This window comes from Paraburkholderia lebeckiae (assembly GCF_050436225.1).
Lineage (GTDB): Bacteria > Pseudomonadota > Gammaproteobacteria > Burkholderiales > Burkholderiaceae > Paraburkholderia > Paraburkholderia tuberum.
Map to the genome: position 1 here is coordinate 2446025 of NZ_JBNDLU010000002.1, position 25048 is coordinate 2471072.

General features: G+C 67.0%; 14 protein-coding genes. 3 read left to right on the top strand and 11 right to left on the bottom strand.

Annotated features, from left to right (window positions below):
- Positions 1-2: 2 nt before the first annotated feature.
- The 3 genes from OKW45_RS25845 to bcsB all read right to left on the bottom strand — a co-directional run bounded on the left by OKW45_RS25845 (position 3) and on the right by bcsB (position 7661).
- Positions 3-3959 (bottom strand): cellulose synthase subunit BcsC-related outer membrane protein, encoded by a 3957-nt coding sequence (locus tag OKW45_RS25845; RefSeq protein ID WP_429473360.1) that lies wholly within the window; start codon positions 3957-3959, stop codon positions 3-5.
- Positions 3959-5113, bottom strand: a complete 1155-nt coding sequence (gene bcsZ / locus OKW45_RS25850) for a cellulose synthase complex periplasmic endoglucanase BcsZ (protein WP_429473361.1) — start codon at positions 5111-5113, stop codon at positions 3959-3961. Before bcsZ ends, OKW45_RS25845 begins: the two co-directional genes overlap by 1 nt.
- Positions 5114-5300: 187 nt before the next feature.
- Positions 5301-7661 (bottom strand): cellulose biosynthesis cyclic di-GMP-binding regulatory protein BcsB, encoded by a 2361-nt coding sequence (bcsB, locus tag OKW45_RS25855; RefSeq protein ID WP_429471912.1) that lies wholly within the window; start codon positions 7659-7661, stop codon positions 5301-5303.
- 402 nt (positions 7662-8063) lie between these two features.
- Here bcsB and OKW45_RS25860 point away from each other — a divergent pair, with 402 nt between their 5' ends.
- Together OKW45_RS25860 and OKW45_RS25865 are read left to right on the top strand one after the other, a co-directional pair.
- A complete protein-coding gene (locus OKW45_RS25860; protein WP_429473362.1) occupies positions 8064-8489 on the top strand; it encodes a diacylglycerol kinase in 426 nt (141 codons plus the stop codon).
- Between the two features lie 248 nt (positions 8490-8737).
- Complete coding sequence (locus tag OKW45_RS25865) at positions 8738-8899, top strand: DUF1328 domain-containing protein (RefSeq protein WP_013089029.1); 162 nt, start codon at positions 8738-8740, stop codon at positions 8897-8899.
- Positions 8900-9265: 366 nt separating this feature from the next.
- Here the strand turns inward: OKW45_RS25865 and rfbC are convergent, their stop codons facing one another.
- The 5 genes from rfbC to OKW45_RS25890 all read right to left on the bottom strand — a co-directional run bounded on the left by rfbC (position 9266) and on the right by OKW45_RS25890 (position 20434).
- A complete protein-coding gene (gene rfbC, locus OKW45_RS25870; protein WP_429471914.1) occupies positions 9266-9817 on the bottom strand; it encodes a dTDP-4-dehydrorhamnose 3,5-epimerase in 552 nt (183 codons plus the stop codon).
- 116 nt (positions 9818-9933) lie between these two features.
- Complete coding sequence (locus OKW45_RS25875; RefSeq protein WP_026225490.1) at positions 9934-10926, bottom strand: GlxA family transcriptional regulator; 993 nt, start codon at positions 10924-10926, stop codon at positions 9934-9936.
- Between the two features lie 795 nt (positions 10927-11721).
- Positions 11722-17670 carry an excinuclease ABC subunit UvrA gene (uvrA, locus tag OKW45_RS25880; RefSeq protein WP_429471916.1) on the bottom strand — a complete coding sequence of 1983 codons (5949 nt, stop codon included), beginning with the start codon at positions 17668-17670 and terminating at the stop codon, positions 11722-11724.
- 221 nt (positions 17671-17891) lie between these two features.
- Positions 17892-19406, bottom strand: coding sequence for a cysteate racemase (gene cuyB, locus OKW45_RS25885; protein ID WP_429471918.1), 1515 nt, complete (start codon positions 19404-19406; stop codon positions 17892-17894).
- A 137-nt stretch (positions 19407-19543) separates the two neighbouring features.
- Positions 19544-20434 (bottom strand): LysR family transcriptional regulator, encoded by an 891-nt coding sequence (locus OKW45_RS25890; RefSeq protein WP_429471920.1) that lies wholly within the window; start codon positions 20432-20434, stop codon positions 19544-19546.
- Between the two features lie 117 nt (positions 20435-20551).
- Here OKW45_RS25890 and OKW45_RS25895 point away from each other — a divergent pair, with 117 nt between their 5' ends.
- Positions 20552-21295 carry an SDR family oxidoreductase gene (locus tag OKW45_RS25895; RefSeq protein WP_429471922.1) on the top strand — a complete coding sequence of 248 codons (744 nt, stop codon included), beginning with the start codon at positions 20552-20554 and terminating at the stop codon, positions 21293-21295.
- 84 nt (positions 21296-21379) lie between these two features.
- On the opposite strand, the gene OKW45_RS25900 is transcribed toward OKW45_RS25895, so the two are convergent.
- The 3 genes from OKW45_RS25900 to OKW45_RS25910 form a co-directional block, all read right to left on the bottom strand.
- Positions 21380-22405, bottom strand: a complete 1026-nt coding sequence (locus tag OKW45_RS25900) for an aldo/keto reductase (RefSeq protein ID WP_429471924.1) — start codon at positions 22403-22405, stop codon at positions 21380-21382.
- 68 nt (positions 22406-22473) lie between these two features.
- On the bottom strand, positions 22474-24213 hold the full coding sequence (locus OKW45_RS25905) for a tetratricopeptide repeat protein (RefSeq protein ID WP_429471926.1): 1740 nt from the start codon (positions 24211-24213) through the stop codon (positions 22474-22476).
- Positions 24214-24322: 109 nt separating this feature from the next.
- Positions 24323-24898: a DUF4142 domain-containing protein gene (locus tag OKW45_RS25910; protein WP_018418601.1), complete on the bottom strand. Its 576-nt coding sequence runs from the start codon at positions 24896-24898 to the stop codon at positions 24323-24325.
- Between the last annotated feature and the right edge of the window lie 150 nt (positions 24899-25048).

Consider the following 25048-nt stretch of genomic DNA (forward strand, 5'->3'; position numbering starts at 1 on the left):
GCTCAATAGCTCGAATAAAGCCGTACCGGCTGCGGCGACATACGGTTGTCCTGCTTGCGCGCATCGAAGGTGTAGCGCAGATAGACGAGCGCGGCGCTCGGTGCGTAGTCATGCGAACGATCGATGCTCAACTGCCCGCCCAACACCAGATGCGGATCGACGCGATACTCGACGACGCCCGCGAGCCCATACGAAAACACGACGCCGCGTGTCGAGCTGCCTGCATTGACGAGGCTCTCGAGCCCCGGCGCCGCGCCGAGCCCTGCGGGCAGACCGTTCGGGTAGTACGGCGAATTCCGCTCATACGAGTTCGACACGCCCACGGTCGCGCTCAGATCCCACTTCAGCGCGCCGCGCCGCCCCAGCCATTCGAGCGGCACCCCGAGCGACAGATAGCGCTGCGGACTGTAGTAGCCGCCCTGCCCGAACGAATAGAAGCGCAGGTTGTTCGTGTAGTGCCACGCGTTGCCGACGAGGCCGGTGCTCACCAGTGCATTCGCGCGCCGATAGACCGGCATCGTGAAGCCGGTGCGCAGCGTGAATTCCTGATTGCTCGCGACGTTGCGCCCGCTCAGTTCGCCCGCGCCGAGATCGGCGAACAGGTTCGCCGCGCCGATATCGAGCGACGAATGCAGGTCGATACCGTCGCGGCGCACGCCGCCCCACACCGCGCCGGTCACCGGATCGTGCATGCCTGCATAAGACAGCTGACTGCCCGTTTCCGGACGGCGCGAGCCGCTCAGCGAAAAGCTCGCCGGTCCCGCGTCGAACCGATAGCGCACACCGCCGACGAGGTAAGACACGGGGAAACCGAGCGGCGTCGTGCCGACGTCGAAGCGCCACGCGTCGGACGTGTAGCCCGCGCCGAGCGCGACGCCGGTGGCCGGCTGATGCAGATACGGCAAGCGCGCGGCCAGCGTGGCGAGTTGCTGCGGCGACAAGCCGAGCGAGGTCCCGAGCTTGTCGGCCGCGCCGAAGGTGCCGAAGGTATCGCGTGTGGACGCGTTGGCGTCGCTGACGTCGAGCGTGCCCGCATCGAGACGCACGGTATCGAGGTGCGCGAAGAAGTGGCCGTCGTAGCGATACGGCATCTGCACGTACACCGGCACCTGCCACGCGCGCAGTTGCGAGATGCCCGCGTCGCCGGACTTATAGGCGGGCAGCCAGCCGGTCTCGATCGAGGGATTGCGACGCTGTTCGAGATCGTCGAGCGCGGCCCGCGCGGGCGTGCCATCAGGTCCCGCGCTCACGCCCGCCGAGCGTTCCTGCGCGAGCGACAAACGATAGAGCGAAGCGGCATCCTCGTACTGCCCGAGGTCTTCGGCGATGCGGCCGCTTTGCACCGTCACGTCCGGCCGCGTTGGATACGCGACGCGCAACGCCGCCGTGATCCGCTGCGCGTCGCGCGTTTCGTTCAACGCGGCGAGCCGGCGCGCGGCGGCGAGCCGCGTGTCGACGTCGTCGGGCGCGGCGCCGTCGAGCACGTCGTGCACGACGCGCAGCGCGGCGCCGCGCTGGCCGCTCTGCTCCAGCACGCGGGCCAGCGCGAGCTGCGCGTCCGCATCGTTCGGCTGCGCGGCTAGCAGTGGCGCCAGCGTCGCCCGCGCGGCCGCGTAGTGGCCCTGCACGCGCTGCAGATCGGCGAGTTCGAGCGCGTAGCGTTTGTCCCGCCGACCGGCCGGGCTGACCGCCGCGAGTCGCTGCCGGGCCGCTTCGTAATCCCCACGATCGATCGCTTCGTCGGTTTGCCGCAACGTCGCACGCAGCGCCTGGTCCTCGAGGCGCGCGCGTTGCGCGGCGTCCAGCTTCAGTTGCGGATCGCCCCGCAACTGCCGAAGCCATGCGGACAGCTCCGCGTCGCGTCGCGCGCTGCCGAGCAGATCGCCGTAGCGCAGCCGCACGTCCGCGTCGGCCTCGTGCGGATGCGCGTCGATCCAGTCGCGCAACAACGCGAGGCCGCGCCCGGCATCGCCCGCGTCGATCCACTGCGCGCCGACCGACGCGAGCAGATTCGGATCGTCGCCGGCCAAAGCGCGTGCCTCGTCGAGCAGGCGGACCGCGTTTGCGCGATCGTCGCGCGCGAATGCGGCGCGCACGTCGGCGAGCCTTCGTTGCGTTTGCAGATTGCGATCGAGCGCCCGCATACCATCGGTGCGGTCTTGCTCCGGGATCAGTGCGAGCGCCGCTTGCGCGCCGCTCAGGTCATCGAGCGAATTGCGGTAAAGCGCGCTCGCATAGCGCATCTCGGCCGATGGCGCGAGCGCAAGACCCTCGTCCATCACGATGCGGCCGAGTTGCGGCAGCCCGAGATCGCGGTACAGACGCGCGAGCGCGAAACGCGTCCACGGTGCGTCGGGCTCGCTGCGCAAAGCCGCTTCGTAGCGCTGCGCGGCGGGCCCGCGCGCGCCGTCGGCGAGCAACTGCTCCGCCTGGCTGGCGAGCAGATCGGCGCGCAGACGGGCGAGGCTCTGGCGATCGTCGGCGGCGGTGAAGCGGCTTTGCAACGCATCGATCAGCGGCTCGACCTGCGCCGCGCGGCCGGTGTTTTCGAAAAGCGTCTGCGTGCTGCGCAGCGCCGCCACGCTCGCCGCATGCCCGCTCAGCATCTCGCGCAGCAGCGGCTCGGCCGCGCTCCAGTCGTGCTGCGCGAGCAGCGCGTCGGCGAGCATCAGCTTCGCGTCCGCGTTGTCCGGCTCCATCGCGAGCGCCGCGCGTGCCGCCCGCTCCGCATCCTGCGGGTGGCCTGCCGCGGCGGCCGCGCGGCCTTGCGCGAGCGTTCCCCAGAATTGCGCGGTGCGCGCGAGACCCTGCCATTTCGCGCGATTGTCGGGCGCGAGCGAGGCCGCGCGCAGAAACAGCGTGCGCGCTTCGTCGTGCCGCCCGGCCCGCATGCGCGCGATGCCGAGACCGCCGACTGCGTCGGCATCGTCGGGACGCGCGCTCGCGGCGCGCGCGAGCAGCGGCTCAGCGGCCGCGAGATCGTTGCGCGCGAGCGCCTGCAGACCGCGCTGCTGCGCGATGTAGTCGGGATTGCGTTCGAGTTGCCGTTGCGCGTCGAGGCGCGCTTCGAGCGTCGCGACGCGCTCGCGGAATTCGGTGTCGTCCGGCGCCAGTTGCAGATACGCGCGCAACGCCGGCAGATACGCGAGGTCCACACCCGCCGATTGCAGCACGTGACGCCACGTGTCGAGCGAGGCCGTGCGATCGGAGTCGGGCCGCGTCGCCAGATTCCAGGCGATGCGGTTAGCCTCCGCGCGCGTGTCGCCGCGCGTGTTCAGCAGATTCGCGAGCACCAGCGCCGCGTCAACGTCGGACGGATCGGCGGCGATCCGCCGATGCAGCGCGACGAGGGCCTGCTCGCGGCCCTCGGGCGTGCCCGCGAGAATCTGGTAGTACTCGGCGCCGAGCGAGCCCGACGGCGCGCCGTGCGCAAACAGCAGCTGCAACCGCCGCGCCGCTTCGGCGGATTGGCCGCTACGCGCGAGCAGACGCACGGTCGCGAATTCCTCGCGGCCGTTCGTGGCGACGCGGAATTCGTCGTCGAGCTGCTGGATCGCCGCGCTGTCCGGCGCCTTGGCGCGCAAGCGCGCAAGCGTCGCCTGCGCGGCTTGCGCTTGGCCGAGACGCAATTCGATGCGCACCTGCTCGGCAAGCAAGGCCGGATCGCCGGGCGCGGCGAGCAGCGCCTTGTCGATCGCCTGCAAGGCGAGGTCGTCGCGATGCTTGGTCGACCACATGCGCGCGGTCGCGAGCAGGCGTTGCGCGGCGGCGTCGTATGGCGGCGCTATGGCTGGCAAAGCAGCGGGCGCTGCCAGTGTCCTTATGGCAGCAGTGCGCGCTGCAGCCGTGCGCGCGGCCGTCGTGCGCATCGCTTCGGCTTCGCTGGTACTGCCGTATACGTGTCGCGTCATCGCCGCGAGCCACGCGCACGCGAGCACGCCAATGCGCGCCGCTCGCATTACTGCGGCGCGGCGCGGCACGACGTGCTCCAGTGCGGATCGAGGGTGCCGTCGGCGGCGAAACGATAGCGGCCTTCGCGCCAGCCGAGCGCGAACAGGCTCAGCACGCTCGTGTAATAGCCGGCGGCCGTCTCGCGATCGAGCGCGGCGACGCGGGCGATCTGCGCATCGGCGAGCGCGCGCTGGCCGCGCGCATCGAGAAACGGCACGGCCGCCGCCGAAAAACCCGCGTTGCCCATGTTGATGCCGGCACGGCCAGTGGTCGCGTCGACTTTCTCGGGCGGCGCGCCGTGCGCGGCGATGAAGCTCGCGAACGGCGCGAAGCGCGCGAGCAGCGTCGGCGCGAGCGGATCGCGCCGGTCGAGCATGCCGGCCCACAGGTACACGCGAATCGCGTTGTAGGCGCTCTCGGCGTCGGTCTGCGCGTCGGGCGCGAAGCCGCGGCGCGCGCGGTACAACGCCCAGTCCGGCGCGAAGCCATGCGGCGCGGTGTCGATCAGGATTCGGCTCGTGCTCGCGAGCAAACGCGGCCAGCGCGGATCGCCGGGCAGCCGCGTGGCAAGGCCGCGCAGCACCTGCGGCGGCGTGTAGCTCGGATTGACGCGCCACACGTCCGCGTCCGGATGAAAGCCGACCGGGCCCGGCAGCAAGGTCAGGCCGAGCCCCGGCACGTTGGCCGTTTCCTCGTCGAGCACGCGCCGGGCGAGCACCGCGCCGCGCGCCGTGTAACTGCGCTCGCGCCACGCGTCGCCCGCTTCGAGCAGCGCATAGGCGATCCACAGGTCGGCATCCGACGACGCATTCGCGTCGAGCACTGCCCAGCTGCCGTCGGATGAACGGCCCCACAGCCACGCCGGCAGGCGCGCGGTCAGGTCGCCCTGCGCGAGATGCTGCTCGGTCCAGCGCAGGATCGTGTCGAAGGCCGCGCGGTCGTTCGCGACGAGCGCGAAAAACAGTGCGTACGATTGCCCCTCAGACACCGTGCGCTCGTCGGGCGAGCCGACGTCGATGACGCGGCCATCGGCGGAAAGGAAATCGCGCTTGAATTGCTGCCAGCCCGGCCAGGGCGCGGCGGTGCACGCGGCGACGTCGGCGCGGCTCGGCTCTAACGCTTGCGTGGCGAACGCGTCGTGACTGCTCGCAAGCGTCAGCATCGTGGCAAGCACCGCGGCTGACAGCGCCGCTGGCATCCTCGCCGCTGTTCGCACGAGGCTGCTCGCGAACCTCGCGCGCAGGCCCCGCGCCACTTTCAACGCTCACCCCAGCACGGGCATCGACTCGCACGCCCAAGCCGCCGCGCGCTGCCCGCCGCAGCACCCCGTCCTTCGCCTGACTCATCGATCAGACTCCCCGGCGCCGCGCGGCCAGTTCCTGCAACGCGGTGAACGCGCCGACCGCGAGCAGCAAGCCGGCGAGCGCACCGAGCACGCCGAGCAGCACCGGATGCTGCATCGCCTTGCTCCACAACCGCGCATACCAGGGCACGTAGCCGACCAGATAGGTGTCGCCGACGCGCATGCTGTCCACCTTGCCATCGCGCAGCAACGCGAGGTCGCCCTGCAATTGCGCGATGCGGTCCGGCTTTTCGAGCATGTCGAGCAGTTGCGACAGCTGCTGTTGATCGGTGCCGGTCAGCGCGACGACGCTGCGTCCGTGGCTGCCCGGCAATTCGAAGCCCATCAGCGCGGCAAGCGGTCCGTCGCGTTCGATGCGCGCGCCGCCATCCGGCCGATGCGCGCCGCTGCGCCGGGCGCCGCTGCGCCACTGCTCGTCGACCGCGAACGAGGTGCGCGCGAGCGGGCTCGATCCATCGGTGTCGCCGGTCTGGGCGCCCATCGTCAGCGGCAACGCATGCGGCCAGCGCGCGAGCCACGGCGCCGAGCCGTCGCCGCCGATCACGAGCAGATCCTTGCCGCTCAGCTGCGCGAGCTCGCGCGGCCGCGCGACCTGTACGCGCAGCGCCGGATAGCCGGTCCACTGCCCCATGTGGCCGAGCATCGTCAGCAGGCTTTCGAGCTCCTGCGGCGCGGGATGCTCGGGAATCACGACAGCCGTTTGCGACAGGTCCGCGTAGCGCGTGAACGGAAAGCCGCTGTTCGCGAAGAACGCGAGGTTCGGCATCTGCGCGAAGTGGACGAAGTCCGAGAAGTCGATCGTCGAATCGGGATCGACCGCGGCCTGAACCGGATTCGTGGCGACGCCCTGGCATAACCCGGTCTTCTGCGAATCGAGATTGAAGCGCAGCTGCAACTGGTTCGAGCTGCCGATCCGAAACGCGGGAATGTCGAGCGCGCTCGTCGAGCGGTTGCCGTTGTTCGACAGCACCGGCAGTTGCAGGCGGCCCTGCGCGTCGTCGGCGGTCGCGAGCGCGAGCCGGTACGACTTGACCAGCTGCTCGTTGATCTGCACCGCGAGCGCCGAATTATTCTGCACGGTCGGCGCCGTGTAGCGGTACTTCAGATTCAGCGGCACGCCCGCGCCGTTCCACGAGTACAGATCGGCGGGCACGCGCAGGTTGAGGCGGATCGCGTCTGGCGAGCTGCCGCGCACCTGCAGTTGCGACGGATCGTCGACCAGCTCCTTGAACGCGACCGGCCGGTCGACCGGCAGCCAGCGCGGCGCGTCGTACGGTTTGCGCGGCGCGCCGGCGGCGAGCTGCGTGATGCGCACCGCGGGACCCGCGAGCGCGGTCGTGCCGAGCACGAGCGCGGTGCTCGCCTGATCGACTTCGGCGGCGCTGCGGCCGGTCACGATCAGCAGCTTGCGGTTCGGCGCGACGGGATTGTCGGCGACGATCAGCATCGGACCGTTGATCGGCGGCAGCGTGAGGCCGGCGGGCAACTGCTCGCTGCGCGCGACGACGACCGCGTGCGAATCGGTGGGCAACGTCGACAGCGCCGGAAAGCGCGCCTGCCGGTAATCGGCCTGCGCGCCGAACCACGAGGCGAGCACGCCCGCGCTGCGCAGCGTCGCGTTGTCGGCGCCGGCCGGCAGCACGAACGGCAGACGCAGCCGGCTCGCGTCGCGGTGATCGAAGAACGGCGCGGGCAGCAGTGCGAGATCGTCGGGCAAACGGATCGGCGCGGTATCGACGATGAATTCGCTCGACGGACTCACGTCGGCCCACAGCGCGGAGTTCTCTGGGTCTTCGCAATGCTCGAGCGTGTAATGCGCGATCAGGCGCAGACCGATCTGGTTGTAGTCGGTCAGAAAACGCGGATCGAGCGCGATGTCCTGTGTGACGAGCTTGCCGGCGTGCTCGCGATCGAACGGCACGGTCGCGACCACTTCGTTGTTGATCGACACCTTCAGATGCGACATCGCAAACACCAGCGACGGCGAATACGTGTAGCGCAAGCGCAGGCGCGCGGCCGTGACCACGCGATCGAGCCGCACGCCGAGATTGACGGTGCGCGCGTCTTCGACGCCGCGCAGCGTCAACGGCTGATACGCGCCCAGGGTCGCGAATGAAACGCGCGATGTGCTGGAGCCGGATGCCGGCGTTGGGACGCTGGCGTCGTTGTCGAGGAAGTGCGGGTTGACGTTGGCGGTGACGGCGCTCGCGCCGGCGACAGTGGGCGCGCTCGGCGCATTCGCCGCCGCGACGACGACAGGCACCGATGGCGCGGCGCCCGAGCCGACGGCATACAACGCGCCGACAACGGCGGTCAGCGAAAGGCAAAACGACACAACTGGTTTCATGAACAGCTCAGCTTGTTGGACCTCGACCGTGCGCGCTCGAGTGCGCCAACTACGGTGCGAATCCGGTCTGCCGCGCGAGCGCGCGAAGTTGAAAACGGACTGGCGGGCGCGCGCAGCAGGCGAAACAGGCGGCGGCGCGCTATGCCTGGTATACGGAAAATCCGGCGAAACCTTGAGCGCAACGAGCGACGGGTTGGCCAACCGGGTTGGCCAACACCTGAGCGCAATCGGCAGCAGCCCTAACCGGTGATGCGTTCTGTTTATGTTTCGAAGCCGGCCGGTCAGGCAAGAAGGTGCAGGTGCCTGCCGCTGTTGGGCGGCGCCACGATATCACAATTTGCAACGTTGTTGACATCTTGTAAGATCCGCAGTCATTTGCCGCACTCGAAGTCATCCCGACACATGGCCGATCCTGCCGATTCCCCCGCTCATTCACCCATCGCGCCGCCCGCCAAGTGCAGCGGTCCGCTGCGCGGGTTCTTCGCGCTGCGGCATTCGTATGCCGGCATCGTCGCGACATTGCGTGCGGAAAGCGCGTTCCGTCAGGAAGCCGCGCTCGCGGCTATCCTCGTGCCGACGGCGTTCCTGATGCCGGTCGACGCCATCGCGCGCGTGCTGCTGATCGGATCGGTACTGCTCGTGCTGCTGGTGGAGCTATTGAATTCGGCGATCGAGGCCGCCATCGACCGGATCTCGTTCGAGCGGCATGAATTGTCAAAACGTGCGAAAGACTGTGGCAGCGCGGCCGTGACCATTGCGCTGCTGATGTGTGCGCTGACGTGGGGCGTGTTGTGCGGGCCGCTTGCGTATCGCTGGTTGGGTGGGTGAGGCGCAACGCGTTCGACGTGTCCGCACCATGGTTGCGCGCCCAGTGACGAGGGGAGCAAACGTTAGCGCGGGTTCAACGGCAATTTCGCTTGCCGCCAGGCAGCCCTTCCGCAAACGTTGGCGTCAATCAAGCGATGGCACATCTATTGCTGAATTCCGCTCGCCGGCATCTCACCCGTGAAGCCGCGTGACGTACGCAACGGGGCGCCGTTCAAACGTCATTTCAACAATCCACCGGTGGAGGCACCATGCTTCGATACGCTGTGATTTTCTTCATCATCGCCATCATCGCCGCAGTGTTCGGCTTTGGAGGCATTGCCGCGGGCGCAACCGAAATCGCCAAGGTGTTGTTCTTCATCTTCCTGGTGATCTTCCTCGTCACCCTGCTGATGGGCGTGATCCGACGCTGACGGCTGCATACAGCGTTCGGTGAATTCACCCTCGCCCGATGCGAACCGGCCACGCTGCGTGGGTGCCGCGTTGAGGTTTGCGCGGATGCTGTCGCCGTTGCAATACTTGCCGCAGCATATTGCAATAGTTGCAGAAGCATCGGGCGCTTCAACTCTGCTTTCCTTCTCGCGCGATGCTTCGCCCTCCGAAGCATGGAGTGTCATCGTGCCGACGATGTGTCCTTCATACACCGCGACATGGCAATCGCCGCGCAGCACGCGCTCGCGGGTCGTCTCGATGGTTTGATCCACGCACCGAAGTGCAGGGTTGGCCCGTGAGCGTCTCGAGCAAAAATGTCGTAAATACTCAGGCCGATCAGCCGTCGTTCACGAGATGTTCTCGGCCTCGTACAGACGACGGCCCGCCGCATCCTTGCTGCCGAGGATGGGCTGAAAATCGATCGGCCACTCGATGCCGATGTCGGGATCGGACCACAGCAGGCAGCGCTCGAGCTCGGGGAACCAGTACTCGGTGGTCTTCCACATGCATTCGGCGACATCGGACAGCACGACGAAGCCGTGCGCGAAACCGGGCGGCACCCAGATCTGCCGCTGGTTGGCTTCGCTCAGATGCTCGCCGCTCCATTTGCCGAAGTTCGGTGAGTTCAGGCGCACGTCGACCGCGACATCGAAGATCTCGCCGCGCACGACGCGCAGCAGCCTCCCCTGGGGACGCTGCACCTGGTAGTGCAAGCCGCGCAGCACGCCGTGCACGGCGCGCAGATGGCGGTCCTGCACGAAGTTGAAACCTTGCGCGACGTCGTCCGAAAACTCGTCCGCGCTGAAACTCTCGAAGCAGAAGCCGAACTCGTCGATGAACACTTCCGGCTCGATGAGTTTCACCTCCGGCAATGCCGTCGCAATGACCCTGTTGCCCATCGCCACTGTGCTCGTAAAAAGGCTGGCCAGCGAACATACGGCCGCTCTCGCGACCGCGTCCGACAGACGAGGCGCGCCCGCAACGCGGGCGCCCTGTCGCATGCTAAAGATACATGCTACGCCTCACTGGCCGCCCGGCTGCGGGCGCGATACTCGGTTGGCGATAAAGCCATACGCTTGCGGAAAATTTTCGCGAGACGATCGCCGTTGCCGGTGCCGCTGCGACGCGCGATCTTGTCGACCGGCAACTCAGTCTCGGTCAGGAAGTTGCACGCGATACGCAACCGCACCTGCAGCAGGTAGTCCGACGGCGTGACCTGCATCTCATGCTTGAAACGGCGCAGGAAATTGCGCTCGCTCATTGCGGCGACCTGCGCGGCATCGGCGACCGAGACCGGACGGTCGCAGTTGGCCTCCATCCAGCGCGCGGCTGCGCGAATCTTTTCGGCGACGCTCAGCGTGCCGCCCTCGGCCGGCAGCGGTACCCACGTCGCAGCCATGCCGGGCATCACGCGATCGGCGACGCTGCGCGCGAGCTCGGCGCCCAGGTCGCGCTTGATGAACATCAGCGCGCTGCGGGCGCAGTCGTGACGGTCGTTGGCCGCGCTGAACGCGCCTTCGCTCGCGCTCGCGCCCGGATAGCGGCTCATCAGGCCGTCATGCTCGGTCGGGCCGGCCGCTTCGAGCACGAGGCGCCCCTCGCCGATCGTTTCGATCGCGCGTGTACGCGATTGCACGGCGCGCAGCCAGTTCAGCAGGCGTTCGTCGCGCGCGGCCACGTGGGCGCCGTAGCCGCCAGCGATGAACAGCACGTCGAAACCGCCGCCAAAGCGCGTGTCGATGCGGTCAGTCCAGATGCGCGCCGACGACGAGCTGGCGACATTGCCGCCGTCCATCGACAGGAACTGCACTTCGTAGGGCGGATCTTCGCCCGCTCGTGTGCCGGCGAACTCATTGGCGGTCTGGAACATTTCCACGACGGTACCGGGGCCGAGCAGCCAGAAGCCATCGAACAGCAGAATGCCGATTCGCCGCGCTGCAGTACGGACGTTCAAAGTGGGCGTGTGTAGCCACGTAATTCTCGTTGTATCAAGGTGCATGTGCGGCATGATCTTCCCCAAACGGTCATACGTTGCGGACCCCGATTTGCCCCGCCATCAGACGGAACGAGAAAATGCGTTATTACGGCGGAAAAACAGACCAACGCCGCATAAGAGATTAAGCGTGATGTTAGCGGAATGGATCGCTATAGTAAATTTGAAAAACGAATTTCATCACGACAGCCCCTGTCTGAGGAAAAGCGGTTATTCAGCGATTGATATGAGCGCGGGGCAGGCCGGACAACTATGCAAGCCGCGCGAAGAACTTGGGGGGAGATCTTACCGCAAAGCCTTGATGGACGGCACTCTCGCACATTCGGACAAAGTTGCCGGTAATGCGAAGCCTGGCCATTCCGCGTTACCGAGTACGTTTCTTGCGCGGTTCAAAAATGTTTCAATTGTGAACTGCTTATCGTGCGATTATGTCCGGGCAATTCGGTAGTTTATTCGCAAAGCGTAAATTTATTGCCCGCGGCATTAGGCATTTCCGTGGCATTCGCTCCGGGCCACAAATTAATATCCAAATGCTTATTTATCGGCGGTTCTAAAAATGTTTCTATTTTGAAACATCGCCGGCCCCTTTCGTATGATTTAAACGCTCGCACGCGCCGCGTTGATCGAACCTCGGATGATTGATGCAGCGCAGCAATCATGTGTGGCGGACACGCGACGAGGCGCCGGCCGTTGCAACCTGCGAAGTTGCAACGGCATACCTGATGCGCGCGTCTGGGAATGTGAGCAAACAGTCGGCTCGGGAACCGAATCGCGGCGCGCAACGGCCGCGCCACCGCTCGTCACCGTGCCTCAGCCATTCGTCCCTTCGCCGGCCAGCGTCACCGCAGCGGCCGCGCGCGCGAGCACCGGCCGCAAAGCCACGCCCGTGTGACTCGCGGCCACGCGCGACAGGCTTTCCGGATCTGTTGCCGCAACGATCGTACCGCCGCCCACGCCGCCCTCCGGACCGAGGTCGATGATCCAGTCCGCCTCGGCGATCACGTCGAGATCGTGCTCGATGACGACGACGCTATGCCCGCCATCCACGAGCCGATGCAGCACGCGAATCAGCTTCGCGACGTCCGCCATGTGCAGGCCGACCGTTGGCTCGTCGAGCACGTACAGCGTGTGCGGCGGCTTCTGGCCACGCCGCGTGATGTCGTCGCGCACCTTGCTCAGCTCGGTGACGAGCTTGATGCGCTGCGCCTCGCCACCCGACAGCGTCGGCGATGGCTGACCGAGCGTCAGATAGCCGAGCCCTACGTCTTTCATCAGTTGCAGCGGATGTCCGATGTTCGTAATCGACGCGAAGAACTCGACCGCTTCGTCGATTTCCATGGTCAGCACATCGCCGATGTTCTTGCCGCGCCACGTGACCGCGAGCGTCTCCGGATTGAAGCGCTGGCCGTGGCAGACGTCGCACGGCACCTTCACGTCGGGCAGGAAGCTCATGCCGATCGTGCGCACACCCTGGCCCTCGCATGCGGGGCAGCGGCCCTCGCCCGTGTTGAACGAGAAACGCGACGCGCTATAGCCGCGCGCGCGCGCCTCCAGCGTGCCCGCGAACAGCTTGCGGATCGCATCCCACACGCCGATGTAGGTGGCGGGACACGAACGCGGCGTCTTGCCGATCGGCGTCTGATCGACTTCCAGCACGCGGTCGATGCTCTCCCAGCCGGTGACCGAATCGCAGCCCTGCCACATGTGCGTGACGTTCAGCGGCGCGCGCGGCGCCGAGCGCGCGAGCACGCTCGAACGCCGGTTCGCGGCCGGCTTCTCCTCGGCGGCCGCGCGCGCGCGGCGCGTGGCCGGCGACGACAGCACCGAGCGCCCGACCGCATCGAGCAGATTGGTCATCAGCACGTCGCGCGCGAGCGTCGATTTTCCGGAGCCGCTGACGCCCGTCACCGCGACAAGCCGCGCGAGCGGAATGCCGACCGTCACGTCGCGCAGGTTATGCAGCTTGCCGCCATGCACGGTCAGCCAGTTCTCCGGCACCGCGGCCGCACGCTTGCCCGGCGCGACGACCTCACGACGCGGCTGCAGCGGATGTACGATCGGCTGCGCGAGGAAACGCCCGGTCAGCGAATCGGGCTGCGCGGACAGGTCCGCGACGCTGCCCTGCGCGATCAGCGTGCCGCCGCGCTTGCCCGCGCCCGGCCCGATATCGATGATGTGATCCGCGCGCCGGATCGTATCTTCGTCATGCTCGACGACGACGAGCGTATTGCCCTTTTCGCCGAGCTTGCGCAGCGCGTTCAGCAGAATCTGGTTGTCGCGCGGGTGCAGACCGATGGTCGGCTCGTCGAGCACGTAACACACGCCCTGCAGATTGCTGCCGAGCTGCGCGGCGAGCCGGATGCGCTGCGCTTCGCCGCCCGACAAACTCGGCGCCGCGCGATCGAGGCTCAGATAGCCGAGCCCGACTTCTTCGAGGAACTGCAGCCGGCTGCCGATTTCACTGACCACGTCGCGCGCGATTTCGGCGGCGCGGCCCGTCATCTGCAGCGTATCGATCCACGCGCGCGTGTCGGACACGGTCCATTGCGCGACATCGACGATCGCCTGCGAGTCGAACGTGACCGCGCGCGCGACCGGATTCAGACGCGTGCCCGCGCAATCCGGACACGGCTCGTCGACGAGTCCTTCCGGTTCCTGCTCCTCCGACGGCAGGCTCTGCTCGCGACCGCGATTGTCGTCGTCGACGACGGTGTCGTCGTACGCGGCCCGCTGCTCGCGCGTCAGCGACAGCCCCGTGCCGACGCAGCTCGTGCACCAGCCATGCTTGCTGTTGTACGAGAACATGCGCGGATCGAGCTCGGGGTAGCTCGTGCCGCACACCGGACACGCGCGCTTCGTCGACAGCACCTTCACGTCGCCGAGCTTCGCGGTGGACTCGCCGCCGTTGAGCGCGTCGTGCAGACCGTCGAGCGGCGCGAGCAGATGCATGATGCCTTTACCGATGTCGAGCGTTTGATCGAGCGCTTCGCGCAGCTCCGCTTCGTGATCGGCCGAGATGACGAGGTCAGCGACCGGCAGCTCGATCGTGTGCTCGCGGAAGCGGTCGAGCTTCGGCCACGGATCGACCGGCACGAACTCGCCGTCCACACGCAGATGCGTATTGCCGCGCGCCTTTGCCCATTTCGCGAGGTCGGTGTAGACGCCCTTGCGGTTCACGACGAGCGGCGCGAGGAAGCCGACGTGCTGGCCCTTGTGATCGCGCAGCAACTGCGCCGCGATCGATTCGGCGCTTTGCGACGTGACCGGCGTGCCGTCGTGAATGCAGTGCTGCAAGCCGAGCTTCACGTACAGCAGACGCAGGAAGTGCCACACCTCCGAGGTCGTCGCGACGGTACTCTTGCGACCGCCGCGCGAGAGTCGCTGCTCGATCGCAACGGTCGGCGGAATGCCGTACACGGCATCGACTTCGGGCCGGCCGGCTGGCTGCACGATCGAGCGCGCGTACGCGTTCAACGATTCGAGGTAGCGCCGCTGACCTTCGTGGAACAGGATGTCGAACGCGAGCGTCGATTTGCCCGAGCCCGACACGCCGGTGATCACGTTGAACTTGCCATGCGGAATGTCGACGTCGAGCGCCTTCAGGTTGTGCTCGCGCGCGTTGACGATGCGCACGACGTCCTCGCCTTCGATCGCGCGACGTGCGCGGGCCGCGCTCAGGGCCTTCTGCAGCGGGATGCCCTGGGGCTCCGCCGCGGCTGCGGTGTCCATCGCGCGGTCGTATTGCAGCAAGGCCTCGCCGGTATGCGATTCGGCACACGCTTTCACTTCGTCCGGCGTGCCCGCGCACAACACGCGGCCACCGCCGTCGCCGCCTTCGGGACCGAGGTCGATGATCCAGTCGGCCGCGCGGATCACGTCGAGATTGTGCTCGATCACGATCAGCGAATGACCGCTCGCGAGCAGCTTGCCGAACGCCTGCATCAGCTTCGCGATGTCGTCGAAATGCAGACCCGTGGTCGGTTCGTCGAACATGAACAGACGCTTCGCGATCACCTGCTTCGCGCCGCGTGCGCCGCGCGCCTGTGCCGATTCCGCGAGAAAGCCCGCGAGCTTGAGCCGCTGCGCCTCGCCGCCCGACAGCGTCGGCACGGGCTGGCCGAGCTTCACGTATTCGAGCCCGACGTCGACGATCGGCTGCAGCACGCGCAATACTTCGGCGTCCTTCGCGAAGTACGCGACAGCCTCGCTGACGGTCAGTTCGAGCACGTCGGCAATGCTCAACGCGCGCGCCGGCTGGCCTCGCTCGATCTTCACCTCCAGCATTTCCCCGCGATAACGACGCCCGTCGCAATCGGGGCAGCGCAGGTACACGTCGGAGAGGAACTGCATTTCTATGTGCTCGAAGCCCGAGCCGCCACAGGTCGGGCAGCGGCCATCGCCCGAATTGAAACTGAACATGCCGGGGCCGTAGCCGCGCTGTTGCGCGAGCGGTGCCTTCGCGAACAGCTTGCGGATTTCGTCGAACGCGCCGACGTAGCTGGCCGGATTCGAGCGTGCGGTCTTGCCGATCGGCGACTGGTCGACGAACACGACGTCGGTGACCTGGTCCGCGCCGTTCAGCGCCTTGAACGCGCCGGGCGCCTCGGTGGCGAGCCCGAAGTGGCGCGCCATCGCCGGATACAGCACGTCCTGCAGCAGCGTCGATTTGCCGGAACCCGACACGCCGGTCACGCACACGAGCCGCTGCAATGGAATTTCGACCGTGACGTCGCGCAGATTGTGCTCGCTCGCGCCTTCGAGCACGATGCGCGGCGTGCTCGCGTCGACCGCGCGACGCGACCAGTGCGCGGCATCCGCGACATGGCGCCGGCCGCCGAGGTACTCGCCGGTCAGCGTACCGGTCGAGCGGATCGCCTCGGGCGCGCCGTCGAAAATGATCGAGCCGCCGCGCTCGCCCGGTCCCGGACCCATGTCGATGAGCCGGTCCGCCGCGAGCATCACCGACGGATCATGCTCGACCACGACCAGCGTATTGCCCGCGTCGCGCAGCCGGTGCATCGCTTCGACGATGCGGTTCAGGTCGCGCGGGTGCAGGCCGATGCTCGGCTCGTCGAGCACGAACAGCGTCTTGGTCAGCGACGTGCCGAGCGCGGTGGTCAGGTTGATACGCTGCACCTCGCCGCCCGACAGCGTGCGGCTTTGCCTGTCGAGCGTCAGATAGCCGAGACCGACGTCGCATAGATACTTGAGGCGCGTGCGCACTTCGGCGAGCAGCAGCTTCAGCGCGTCGTCGAGCAACGCGCTCGGCAGCGTGATGTCGTCGAAGAAGCGGCGGATGCGCTCGATCGGCATCAGCATGAGATCGTGCACGGTCAGGCCCGGCAACGCTTCGAGCTGCGCGCGCGACCACTTCACGCCGCGCGGCATGAAGCGCTGCGCGGGCGCGAGCACCTGGTTCGCGTTGGCCTTGCTGCCGAGGCGCCACAGCAGCGATTCGGTTTTCAGACGCGCGCCGCCGCAGGTTTCGCACGGCGTGTAGCTGCGGTACTTCGACAGCAGCACGCGGATATGCATCTTGTACGCCTTCGATTCGAGATAGTCGAAGAAGCGTTTGACGCCGTACCAATGCGTCTGCCACTTGCCGTTCCAGTCCGGCGAGCCGTTGATGACCCAGTTGCGTTCGCGCTCGCTGAGCTCGCCCCACGGCGTGTCGCGGCGGATGTCGGCTTTCGCCGCGTAGCGCATCAGGTCGTCCTGGCACTCCTTCCACGCGGGCGTCTGCATCGGCTTGACCGCACCTTCGCGCAGCGTCTTGCGCGCGTCGGGGATCACGAGACCGAGGTCGACGCCGATCACGCGGCCAAAACCGCGGCAGGCATCACAAGCGCCATAGGCCGAGTTGAACGAGAACAGCGCGGGCTGCGGATCGGCATAGCGCAGATCGCTTTCGGGGCTGTGCAAGCCGGTGGAGAAACGCCAGATGCGCGGCTCGGCGGCTTCGGCCTGCGGCTCGTCCGAGGTAGCCGGCAGCACGTAAATATTGACGCGCCCGCCGCCGCGCTTCAGCGATGCCTCGATCGCCTCGATCGTGCGTGCTTTATCCACCGAGCGCAGCCGGAAGCGGTCGGCGACGACATCGAGCAACTTGCGCTTGCCGGTCGGCGAGTCGACTTCGCGCTGCGCCTGCACGCGCGTATAGCCGCTCGCCGACAACCACTGCTCGACCTCCTGCGCGGACGCCGACTCTGGCAGCTCGACCGGGAACGTGACGACGAGCCGCGGCTCCTCCTGCGCGGTGCGCGCGAGCAGTTCCGCGTAGATCGTCTCCGGCGTATCGTGCCGCACGAGGTGCGCGGTCTGGCGGTCGAACAGCTCGGCCGCGCGCGCGTACAGCAGCTTCAGGTGGTCGTTGAGCTCGGTCATCGTGCCGACCGTGGAGCGCGAGCTGCGCACCGGGTTGGTCTGGTCGATCGCGATGGCGGGCGGCACGCCGTCGACGCGGTCGACCTGTGGCCGATCCATCCGGTCGAGGAACTGGCGCGCGTACGCACTGAAGGTTTCGACGTAGCGGCGCTGGCCTTCCGCATACAGCGTGTCGAACACGAGGCTCGACTTGCCCGAACCCGACGGCCCCGTGACGACCGTCATTTCGCCGGTGCGCACGTCGAGGTCGACGTTTTTCAGGTTGTGCTGGCGGGCGCCGCGAATGCGGATCGTGCCCTGGATCTTGTTGCCGCTCGGGTTGCCGCCTTGGGGAGTGTCAGCGAGGGTGTCAGGGGTTGCGTCGTTGGAGGACAATTTTTCCGACCGTCTGAAGGAGTGGGTCACCTCTCACGGCCGGCTCTCGCGACCGCGCAAGTTCGGTGCAGCCGGGTCGGCGCAAGGAGCGCCCGGAAGCCTGGCTGTGGGGGGATACTATACTGTATGTTTATACAGTTTTCCATGACGGGCGCAGACGCGCCACGATCTCCGGATCGGCGGCGATGCGCAAACGGCTGCGCCGCGGTCACACCGCCTGATTAGCCCAGCGCGCTTTCAACCCGCGAGCACCCGGCCGCATCCGGTTTTGCGCAACCCGCCGGGGTTCCGCGCGCGGCACGGTCGCCGAGCGCATAGGCGACGCAACGCCTCGCCAGCACCTCGGTCGGATCGACGAGCCGCACCACCCGCCCGCCCGGACACGCGAGCACCGGGTCACGCAACAGCAACGGCAACTCGGTGCACGCGAGCACGATGACCTGCACACCCCGCGCGAGCAGATCGTCGACAGCCGCCGCGAGGTCCTCGCAGCATTCGCCCGACGCGTGCCCCGCCTTCACGCCGCGCGGGCCGTAGATCGCGTTCATCAGACGCGCTTGCGCAGTGGCGGACGGCGCGATCTGCACCAGGCCGCGCGCGTCGAGCGCCTGCTCGTAGACGCGGCTCGCGAGCGTGCCCGAGGTGGCCAGCACGCCCACTTCGCGCAGACCCGGAAAGGTCTCGCGCAGATAATCGGCGGTACAGGTCAGCATATTGACGATCGGCACGCGCAGCGCCGGCTGGAGCCGCTCGACGAACGCATGCGCGGTATTGCACGGAATCGCGATCAGATCCGCGCCGCCGTCCTCGAGCGTCTTGCAGGCCGCGTACAGCGCGAGGGTGGGATCGTCGCCGCGCTCGAGCAGCGCCGCGGTGCGGTCAGGGATCTGCGGATTCTGCTCGACCATGATCCGGATATGGTCCTGGTCGCGCGCGGCCGGCGTGTGGCGCACGAGCTTGGCCATGAAATCGACGGTCGCGGCCGGCCCGATGCCGCCGACCACGCCGAGGCGGAACGTCCGCTCCGGCTGCGTGTACTGCGCCGCCGCGACATAACGCGCATACACCTGGTTCGTATCGACGAGCGGCACCTCGATGCGCCCGAGCGCCCGCAGCACGAGGCCGATCTCCGCGAGCCCCGGCACGATCATGTCGACGTCCTGCGCGACCAGATCCGCGCACGCCGCGCCCAACAGCTCGACGGGCCGCCCGTGCAGGCGCCCATCGCGGATGCCCCCGACACCAAAGACGGCGCTCGTCACGCCGTCGAAACCGGTGTCGTTGCGCGGATAGCATATGTCGAACTGCCCGGCTTCAAAGTAGCGCTCGAACAGGCCGTTCGCGCGAATCGCCGCCGACGTCAGCACGCCGATTCGGCGCGCCGACGGATAGGTGCGCCGCACGTGCGCGGACAGTGAGGTCATGATGTTGGCGACCGGCACGGTGACGTTGGCCGCGAGTTCGTCGATGAAGGTGTGGCTCAGAAAGCATGGCAGCACGATCGCGTCGACGCCGCGTTTTTCGAACGCGCGCATCGTGTCGAACACGTGGATCTTGAACTGCGGGTCCGTCGCCTCGGGCGCGGCGGGCCCCTGCCACGCGCGCGGTTCGAAAATCAGATCGAAGGGGCGCGCGGCGCCTGGCCGGCGCGACGCCGTGCTCATCCGGCTGAGGATGTCGGCACTGGCGAACTGCGCCGCGCCCGTCGCCACACCTAGCGAACGAAAACGATTCATGATCAGATCCCCCGGTCGTTCTGTGCGTCCACCCTCGATCACGGGCGGCTTTCTGTGCGCTTGAGAATGACATTATGCGAGGCGCACGTGTCCAGTGGTTAACCACGAAAAAGCATTACTTTGCGGTTTTCGCTCCCTCAGTTCACCGGCGCGAAAATCTCCCGCAGCCACTGCGCGAACACTCGCACGCGCGACGACAACTGCCGGTTCTGCGGATACAGCACCGACACCGGCATCGGCGGCGGCGGATAGTCCGCCAGAATGACCCGCAGCCGCCCCGCCGCCAGCTCGCCATCCACGCGGTAACGCGGCACCTGCACGATGCCGAGCCCGGCGAGCGCCGCGCCCGTGTACAGTTCGGCGCCGCTGACCGACACCGCCGACGGCAGCACGAGCGCGGTATCCCGCCCGTCGACGCGGAATTCGAGCGGCAACGGCTTGCCGGTCGCGCTCGACACGTAGTTGACCGCGCGATGCGTCGACAGCGCGTCAGGATCGGCGGGCTCGCCATACGCGGCCAGATACGCGGGACTCGCGACCGTCACCTGCTGCAGTTGCGCGACGCGCCGCCCGACCATCGACGAATCCTGCAGCACGCCCGCGCGCAGCACGCAATCGATGCCCTCGCGCACGAGGTCGACGAGCCGGTCGTCCTCGCCGATCATCAGCTCGATGTCGGGAAAGCGCGCGAGAAACGCGGGCAGCGCCGGCACCACGAAGTGCCGCGCGAGCGTGCCCTGCACGTTCACGCGCAACAGCCCCTTCGGCGCGAGATTGGAAAACGCCCCCTCGGCCTCCTCCAGATCGGCGATCAGGCGCACGCAGCGCTGGTAGTGCGCTTCGCCGTCGGGCGTGAGCCGCACCGTGCGGGTCGTACGTTCGAGCAACCGCGCGCCGAGCCGCTGCTCGAGGCGCTTCATCAGGTTGGTGACGGTCGCGCGCGGAATTTGCAGATCGTCGGCGGCGCGCGTGAAGCTCTGGCGCTCGGCGATCCGCACGAATACACGCATTTCCTCGAAACGGTCCATACGACGGATTATTGAAGCAAATGGAATGATGATGGCGAGTCTAACCGGATTATCTCTGCGCGCAAAGCGTTCATGATTCACCTCACCGATTCACCACCTTCCATGAGGAAACCAATCATGAGCACGAACCCACAACCGAAAGTCGCCATCGTCACGGGCGCATCGCGCGGCATCGGCACGGCGATCGCACAGCGGCTCGCGAAGGACGGCTACGCGGTCGCCGTCAACTACGCATCGAGCGCGGGCGAAGCCGACGCGCTCGTCGGTGCGATCCGCGAAGCTGGCGGCAAGGCGGTCGCGGTGCGAGCCGACGTGTCGAAGCCCGACGACGTGCGTCGCATGTTCGAGATCACCGAACGCGAACTCGGCAAGGTGGATGTGCTCGTCAACAACGCGGGCGTGATGAAGCCCACGCCGCTCGCCGACACGCCCGACGCACTCTACGACCAAACCTTCGACATCAACGTGCGCGGCACCTTCAACACGCTGCGCGAAGCGGCCGCGCGCCTGAACGACGGCGGGCGCATCGTCAATTTCTCGACCAGCGCGCTCGCGCTGAACCTGCCTGGCTATGGCATCTACACGGCGACCAAGGCAGCCGTCGAAGCGTTCACGCGTGTCTTCGCGAAGGAACTGCGCGGGCGCAACATCACAGTGAATGCGGTCGCGCCGGGACCGATCGCGACCGCGCTGTTCCTCGAAGGCAAGACCGACGAGCAGATCGAGACGTTCGCGAAAATGCCGCCGCTGCAACGCCTCGGCGAGCCGGAAGACGTGGCGGGCTTGGTCGCCTTTCTGGTCGGCCCGGATGCGGGTTGGGTCAATGGGCAGGTATTGCGGGCCAATGGCGGTTTGGCCTGATGGGATGGGCTAGTCCAGCGTGCGGCCGCGCTGGACCAAGGCATTGCGCCGGCTGCGGCGCCTGGAACGTGGTCGACCCGCCGCTCAAACCGCCTTGGGATTGCGTTCCGCGAAGCCTTCCTGATGCCAGTACGGATACGCGGGGCGCACCGTGCTGGCCGCATCGAGCTTCGCGACCTGGTCCGGCGTCAGATTCCAGCCGACCGCGCCGAGGTTCTGCCGCAGTTGCTCCTCGTTGCGCGCGCCGATCAGCAGCGTCGCGACGGTCGGCCGTTGCAGCAGCCAGTTCAGCGCGATCTGCGGCACGGTCTTGCCGGTTTCGGCGGCAATTTCGTCGAGCGCGTCGAGCACGCGGAACAGATAGTCTTCCGGCACCGGCGGCCCCATGTCGGCGGTCTTGTGCAGGCGGCTCGTCTCCGGCAGCGGCTGGCCGCGCTTGAGCTTGCCGGTCAAGCGGCCCCAGCCGAGCGGGCTCCACACCACGGCACCGACGCCCTGGTCGACGCCGAGCGGCATCAGCTCCCACTCGTAGTCGCGCCCGACCAGCGAGTAGTAGGTCTGATTCGCGACATAGCGCGGATAGCCGTAACGGTCGGCGATATCGAGCGACTTCATCAGATGCCAGCCGGAGAAATTCGACACGCCGATATAGCGGATCTTGCCCGCGCGCACGAGGTCGTCGAGCGTGGACAGCACTTCGGGGATCGGCGTTTTCGCGTCGAAGCCGTGCAGCTGGAACAGGTCGATGTAATCGGTTTGCAGACGCTTGAGCGCTGAATCGACCGCCTGGATCAGATGGAAGCGCGACGAGCCGACGCCGTTCGGATCGTCGTCGAAACGAAACGTCGCCTTGGTCGACAGGATCGCCTTGTCGCGCTTGCCCTTCAGCGCCTCGCCGAGCACCGACTCGGACGCGCCCTTCGAATAGATGTCGGCGGTGTCGAACATCGTGACGCCCGCGTCGAAACAGATGTCGATCAGACGCCGCGCTTCGGCGACGTCGGTCGCGCCCCACGCCTGGAAAAATTCACCCTTGCCGCCGAACGTACCGGTGCCGAGACTCAGCACCGGCACCTTGAAACCCGATGCACCCAGATGTCGGTATTCCATTGAAGAATTCTCCGTGGCATTGCCGTCGATGAACGGAGGTTCAGTCTACGCGTGTCCGCCAAACGGCGTCACGAAGGCAACGCGCTCAGATCCGTCAATGCATCGCGCACGGCATCGATAACGCTGCCCCAATCGCCGAGCGCCGGTTGACGGAACAGTCGCGCGGACGGATACCACGGCGTGTCGCTGCGTTCGAGGAACCAGCGCCAGCAGGTGTCGAAGCGGTTCAGAATCCAGACGGGTTTGTCGAGCGCGCCGGCCAGATGCGCAGTGGACGTGTCGACCGAAATCACCAGATCGAGACTGGCGACGAGCGCGGCGGTATCGGCGAAATCGTGCAGCAGCCCGGTGTAATCGGCGACGCGTTCAGCGTAGGCGCTTTCGGCTAATTGCGGTGCGGCCGCGCCCTTCTGCACGCTGAAGAAGCGAACGTTCGGCACCTCGAGGAGCGGCGCGAGTTGCTCGAACGTGAGCGACCGACGCGCGTCGATCTTGCGCAGCTCGGCGATATGCGCGCGGTTCTCGCCGGCCCAGACGAGGCCGACTTTCAGCGGCCTGATTGCGGTGGCATCCGCGTTGATGTTGCCGTCGTGTTCGATCCGCTCACGCCATTCGCTGACGGCCGCCGGCTGCGCAAAAAGATACGGCGTCGCCGCCGGAATGCTCGCTTCGTTCGTGCCGAACGCAAGCGGCAAGCTCAACAGCGGGCAATGACAATCGAACGGCGGCAACGGCTGCCCCGCTTCGATCAACCGGTCGACACCATCGAGCGTCGACAGCAATCGCAACAACGCGCCCGGCACTTCGAGCACGACCTTCGCGCCGAGCTTCGCAACGAGCGGCGCATAGCGGCAGAACTGCAACGTGTCGCCCAGGCCCTGCTCCGCATGCAGCAGGATCGTTTTGCCGTCGAGCGGAACATCGCCGAGCCACAGCGGCTGCGCGAACGCGCGCCTGCCGGCCTTGATGCGGCTGCGCTCCCAACGCCATTCGTATTCGCGCCAGCCGGTATCGAAGCGGCCCATTTGCAGCAGGCACAGCGCCTGGTTCCAGTGCGTTTCGACCGACGCCGGATTCAACTCAAGCGCGCGCTGATAGCTCGACAACGCCTGTTCGCGCTGATTCAGATCGATCTGCGCGAGACCGAGGTTGTTCCATGCATCGACGAAAGCAGGCGCAAGTTCCAGCGCGCGTTGGTAGCAGCGCTGCGCTTCGTGCGGCTGGTTCAGATCGCCGAGCACGTTGCCGCGATTGCTCCATGCATCCGGATAGTTCGGCTGCAACGCGAGCGCCTGGTCGCAGCTATCGAGCGCATCGGCATAGCGGCCGAGATCGCGCAGCACGCAGGCGCGATTGTTCCACGCCGGCGCAAACTCCGGCACGAGCGAAAGCGCGCGTTCGTAGCTCGCGAGCGCGTCGAGCGGACGGTTCAGCTCCGCCAATGCGTTGCCGCGATTGTTCAACGCATCGGCGAATTTCGGCTGCATCGCGAGCGCCCGCTCGGCACACGCGAGCGCTTCGTCATGGCGCTGCAACGCGTTCAGCGCATAGGCGAGATTCGAATGCACGGCCGGCTGTCTCGCGTTGACCACGAGCGCCTTCTTCAGCAGATCGATGCCTTCCTGCAAGCGGCCCGTTTGCAGCGCGAGTTCGCCGAGCCCGCGCAACGCGTCGCCATGCTTCGGCTTCAGTTCGAGAATCTCGCGATACAACTCCTCGGCTTCGACGAGCGCGCCGTTCTGCTGGAGCGCGACGGCTTGTCGAAGCAGATGGTCCAACTGTTGCGGCAGACTAGCTGGCTTGCTCATGCGGTACCTGAAATCGAAGGCGCGAAGAATCGTCGGATGAAGCGCACGATTATCGCCGAAAAGCCCGGATTCCAAGTACCGCCGCTGCCGCGTAGCGACGTGACGCCGCCTATTGCGCGGCCACGGACAGATGCTTGCGCTTCGCGAGATCCTGCGCCATCGCATAGTGCTGCTGGATCGTCGGCAGCGCCTGTTTCGCGGCGGCCTTCAACTGCTCGTCGCGGCCCGCGGCGATTTCCGCCTGGAAAGCGGACAGCGCCTTCTGTTCACCCGCGAGCGCGACCTGCTCGATGTACACCTTGTCGAAGTCCGCGCCGCGCAGGTGATTGATGCTTGCGAGCACGGCCGCATCGGGATCGTTCTTCGGCACGTCGACACCGCGCGGACTCGCCGCGCGCAATGCGTCGGTGATCTTCGCGTCGTCGCTCGACACGCGCTCGGCGAAGGCCTTCACGTCGCGGTCGGCCGAACGCGCGGTGGCGATACGCGCGGCATCGCGCTGCGTCGCGACGGCTTGCGTGCCGTCCGCGATGAAGGTCTGGTCGGCGGCATGCAGGCGGCCCGTGTCCGTGGACGCGGCGCTCTGCGCGCTGGCCACCGAGGCAGCCGTCAGAAGACCACCGAAGCAGGCAGCGGCGGCGATGCGGGCCAAAGCGACGGAAGGGACGGAAGGCAGGCGGATCATACGTTCTCCTTGAGGTGAAAGCATCTGAAAGCAAAACGACGGACACGTGTGCGCCGCGAACGAAGCGTGCGATCCAAAACGCTGCGGACTGCTTGCGAGCCCAGCGCGGCGCCACGCTTTTATCGCTGCCGATTCTAGAAGCCACGCCGT

Coding starts and splice junctions, on each gene's coding strand:
- OKW45_RS25845 (WP_429473360.1), bottom strand. CDS start 3,959: ATGCGAGCGGCGCGCATTGGCGTGCTCGCGTGCGCGTGGCTCGCGGCG.
- bcsZ (WP_429473361.1), bottom strand. CDS start 5,113: ATGCTGACGCTTGCGAGCAGTCACGACGCGTTCGCCACGCAAGCGTTA.
- bcsB (WP_429471912.1), bottom strand. CDS start 7,661: ATGAAACCAGTTGTGTCGTTTTGCCTTTCGCTGACCGCCGTTGTCGGC.
- OKW45_RS25860 (WP_429473362.1), top strand. CDS start 8,064: ATGGCCGATCCTGCCGATTCCCCCGCTCATTCACCCATCGCGCCGCCC.
- OKW45_RS25865 (WP_013089029.1), top strand. CDS start 8,738: ATGCTTCGATACGCTGTGATTTTCTTCATCATCGCCATCATCGCCGCA.
- rfbC (WP_429471914.1), bottom strand. CDS start 9,817: ATGGGCAACAGGGTCATTGCGACGGCATTGCCGGAGGTGAAACTCATC.
- OKW45_RS25875 (WP_026225490.1), bottom strand. CDS start 10,926: ATGCCGCACATGCACCTTGATACAACGAGAATTACGTGGCTACACACG.
- cuyB (WP_429471918.1), bottom strand. CDS start 19,406: ATGAATCGTTTTCGTTCGCTAGGTGTGGCGACGGGCGCGGCGCAGTTC.
- OKW45_RS25890 (WP_429471920.1), bottom strand. CDS start 20,434: ATGGACCGTTTCGAGGAAATGCGTGTATTCGTGCGGATCGCCGAGCGC.
- OKW45_RS25895 (WP_429471922.1), top strand. CDS start 20,552: ATGAGCACGAACCCACAACCGAAAGTCGCCATCGTCACGGGCGCATCG.
- OKW45_RS25900 (WP_429471924.1), bottom strand. CDS start 22,405: ATGGAATACCGACATCTGGGTGCATCGGGTTTCAAGGTGCCGGTGCTG.
- OKW45_RS25905 (WP_429471926.1), bottom strand. CDS start 24,213: ATGAGCAAGCCAGCTAGTCTGCCGCAACAGTTGGACCATCTGCTTCGA.
- OKW45_RS25910 (WP_018418601.1), bottom strand. CDS start 24,898: ATGATCCGCCTGCCTTCCGTCCCTTCCGTCGCTTTGGCCCGCATCGCC.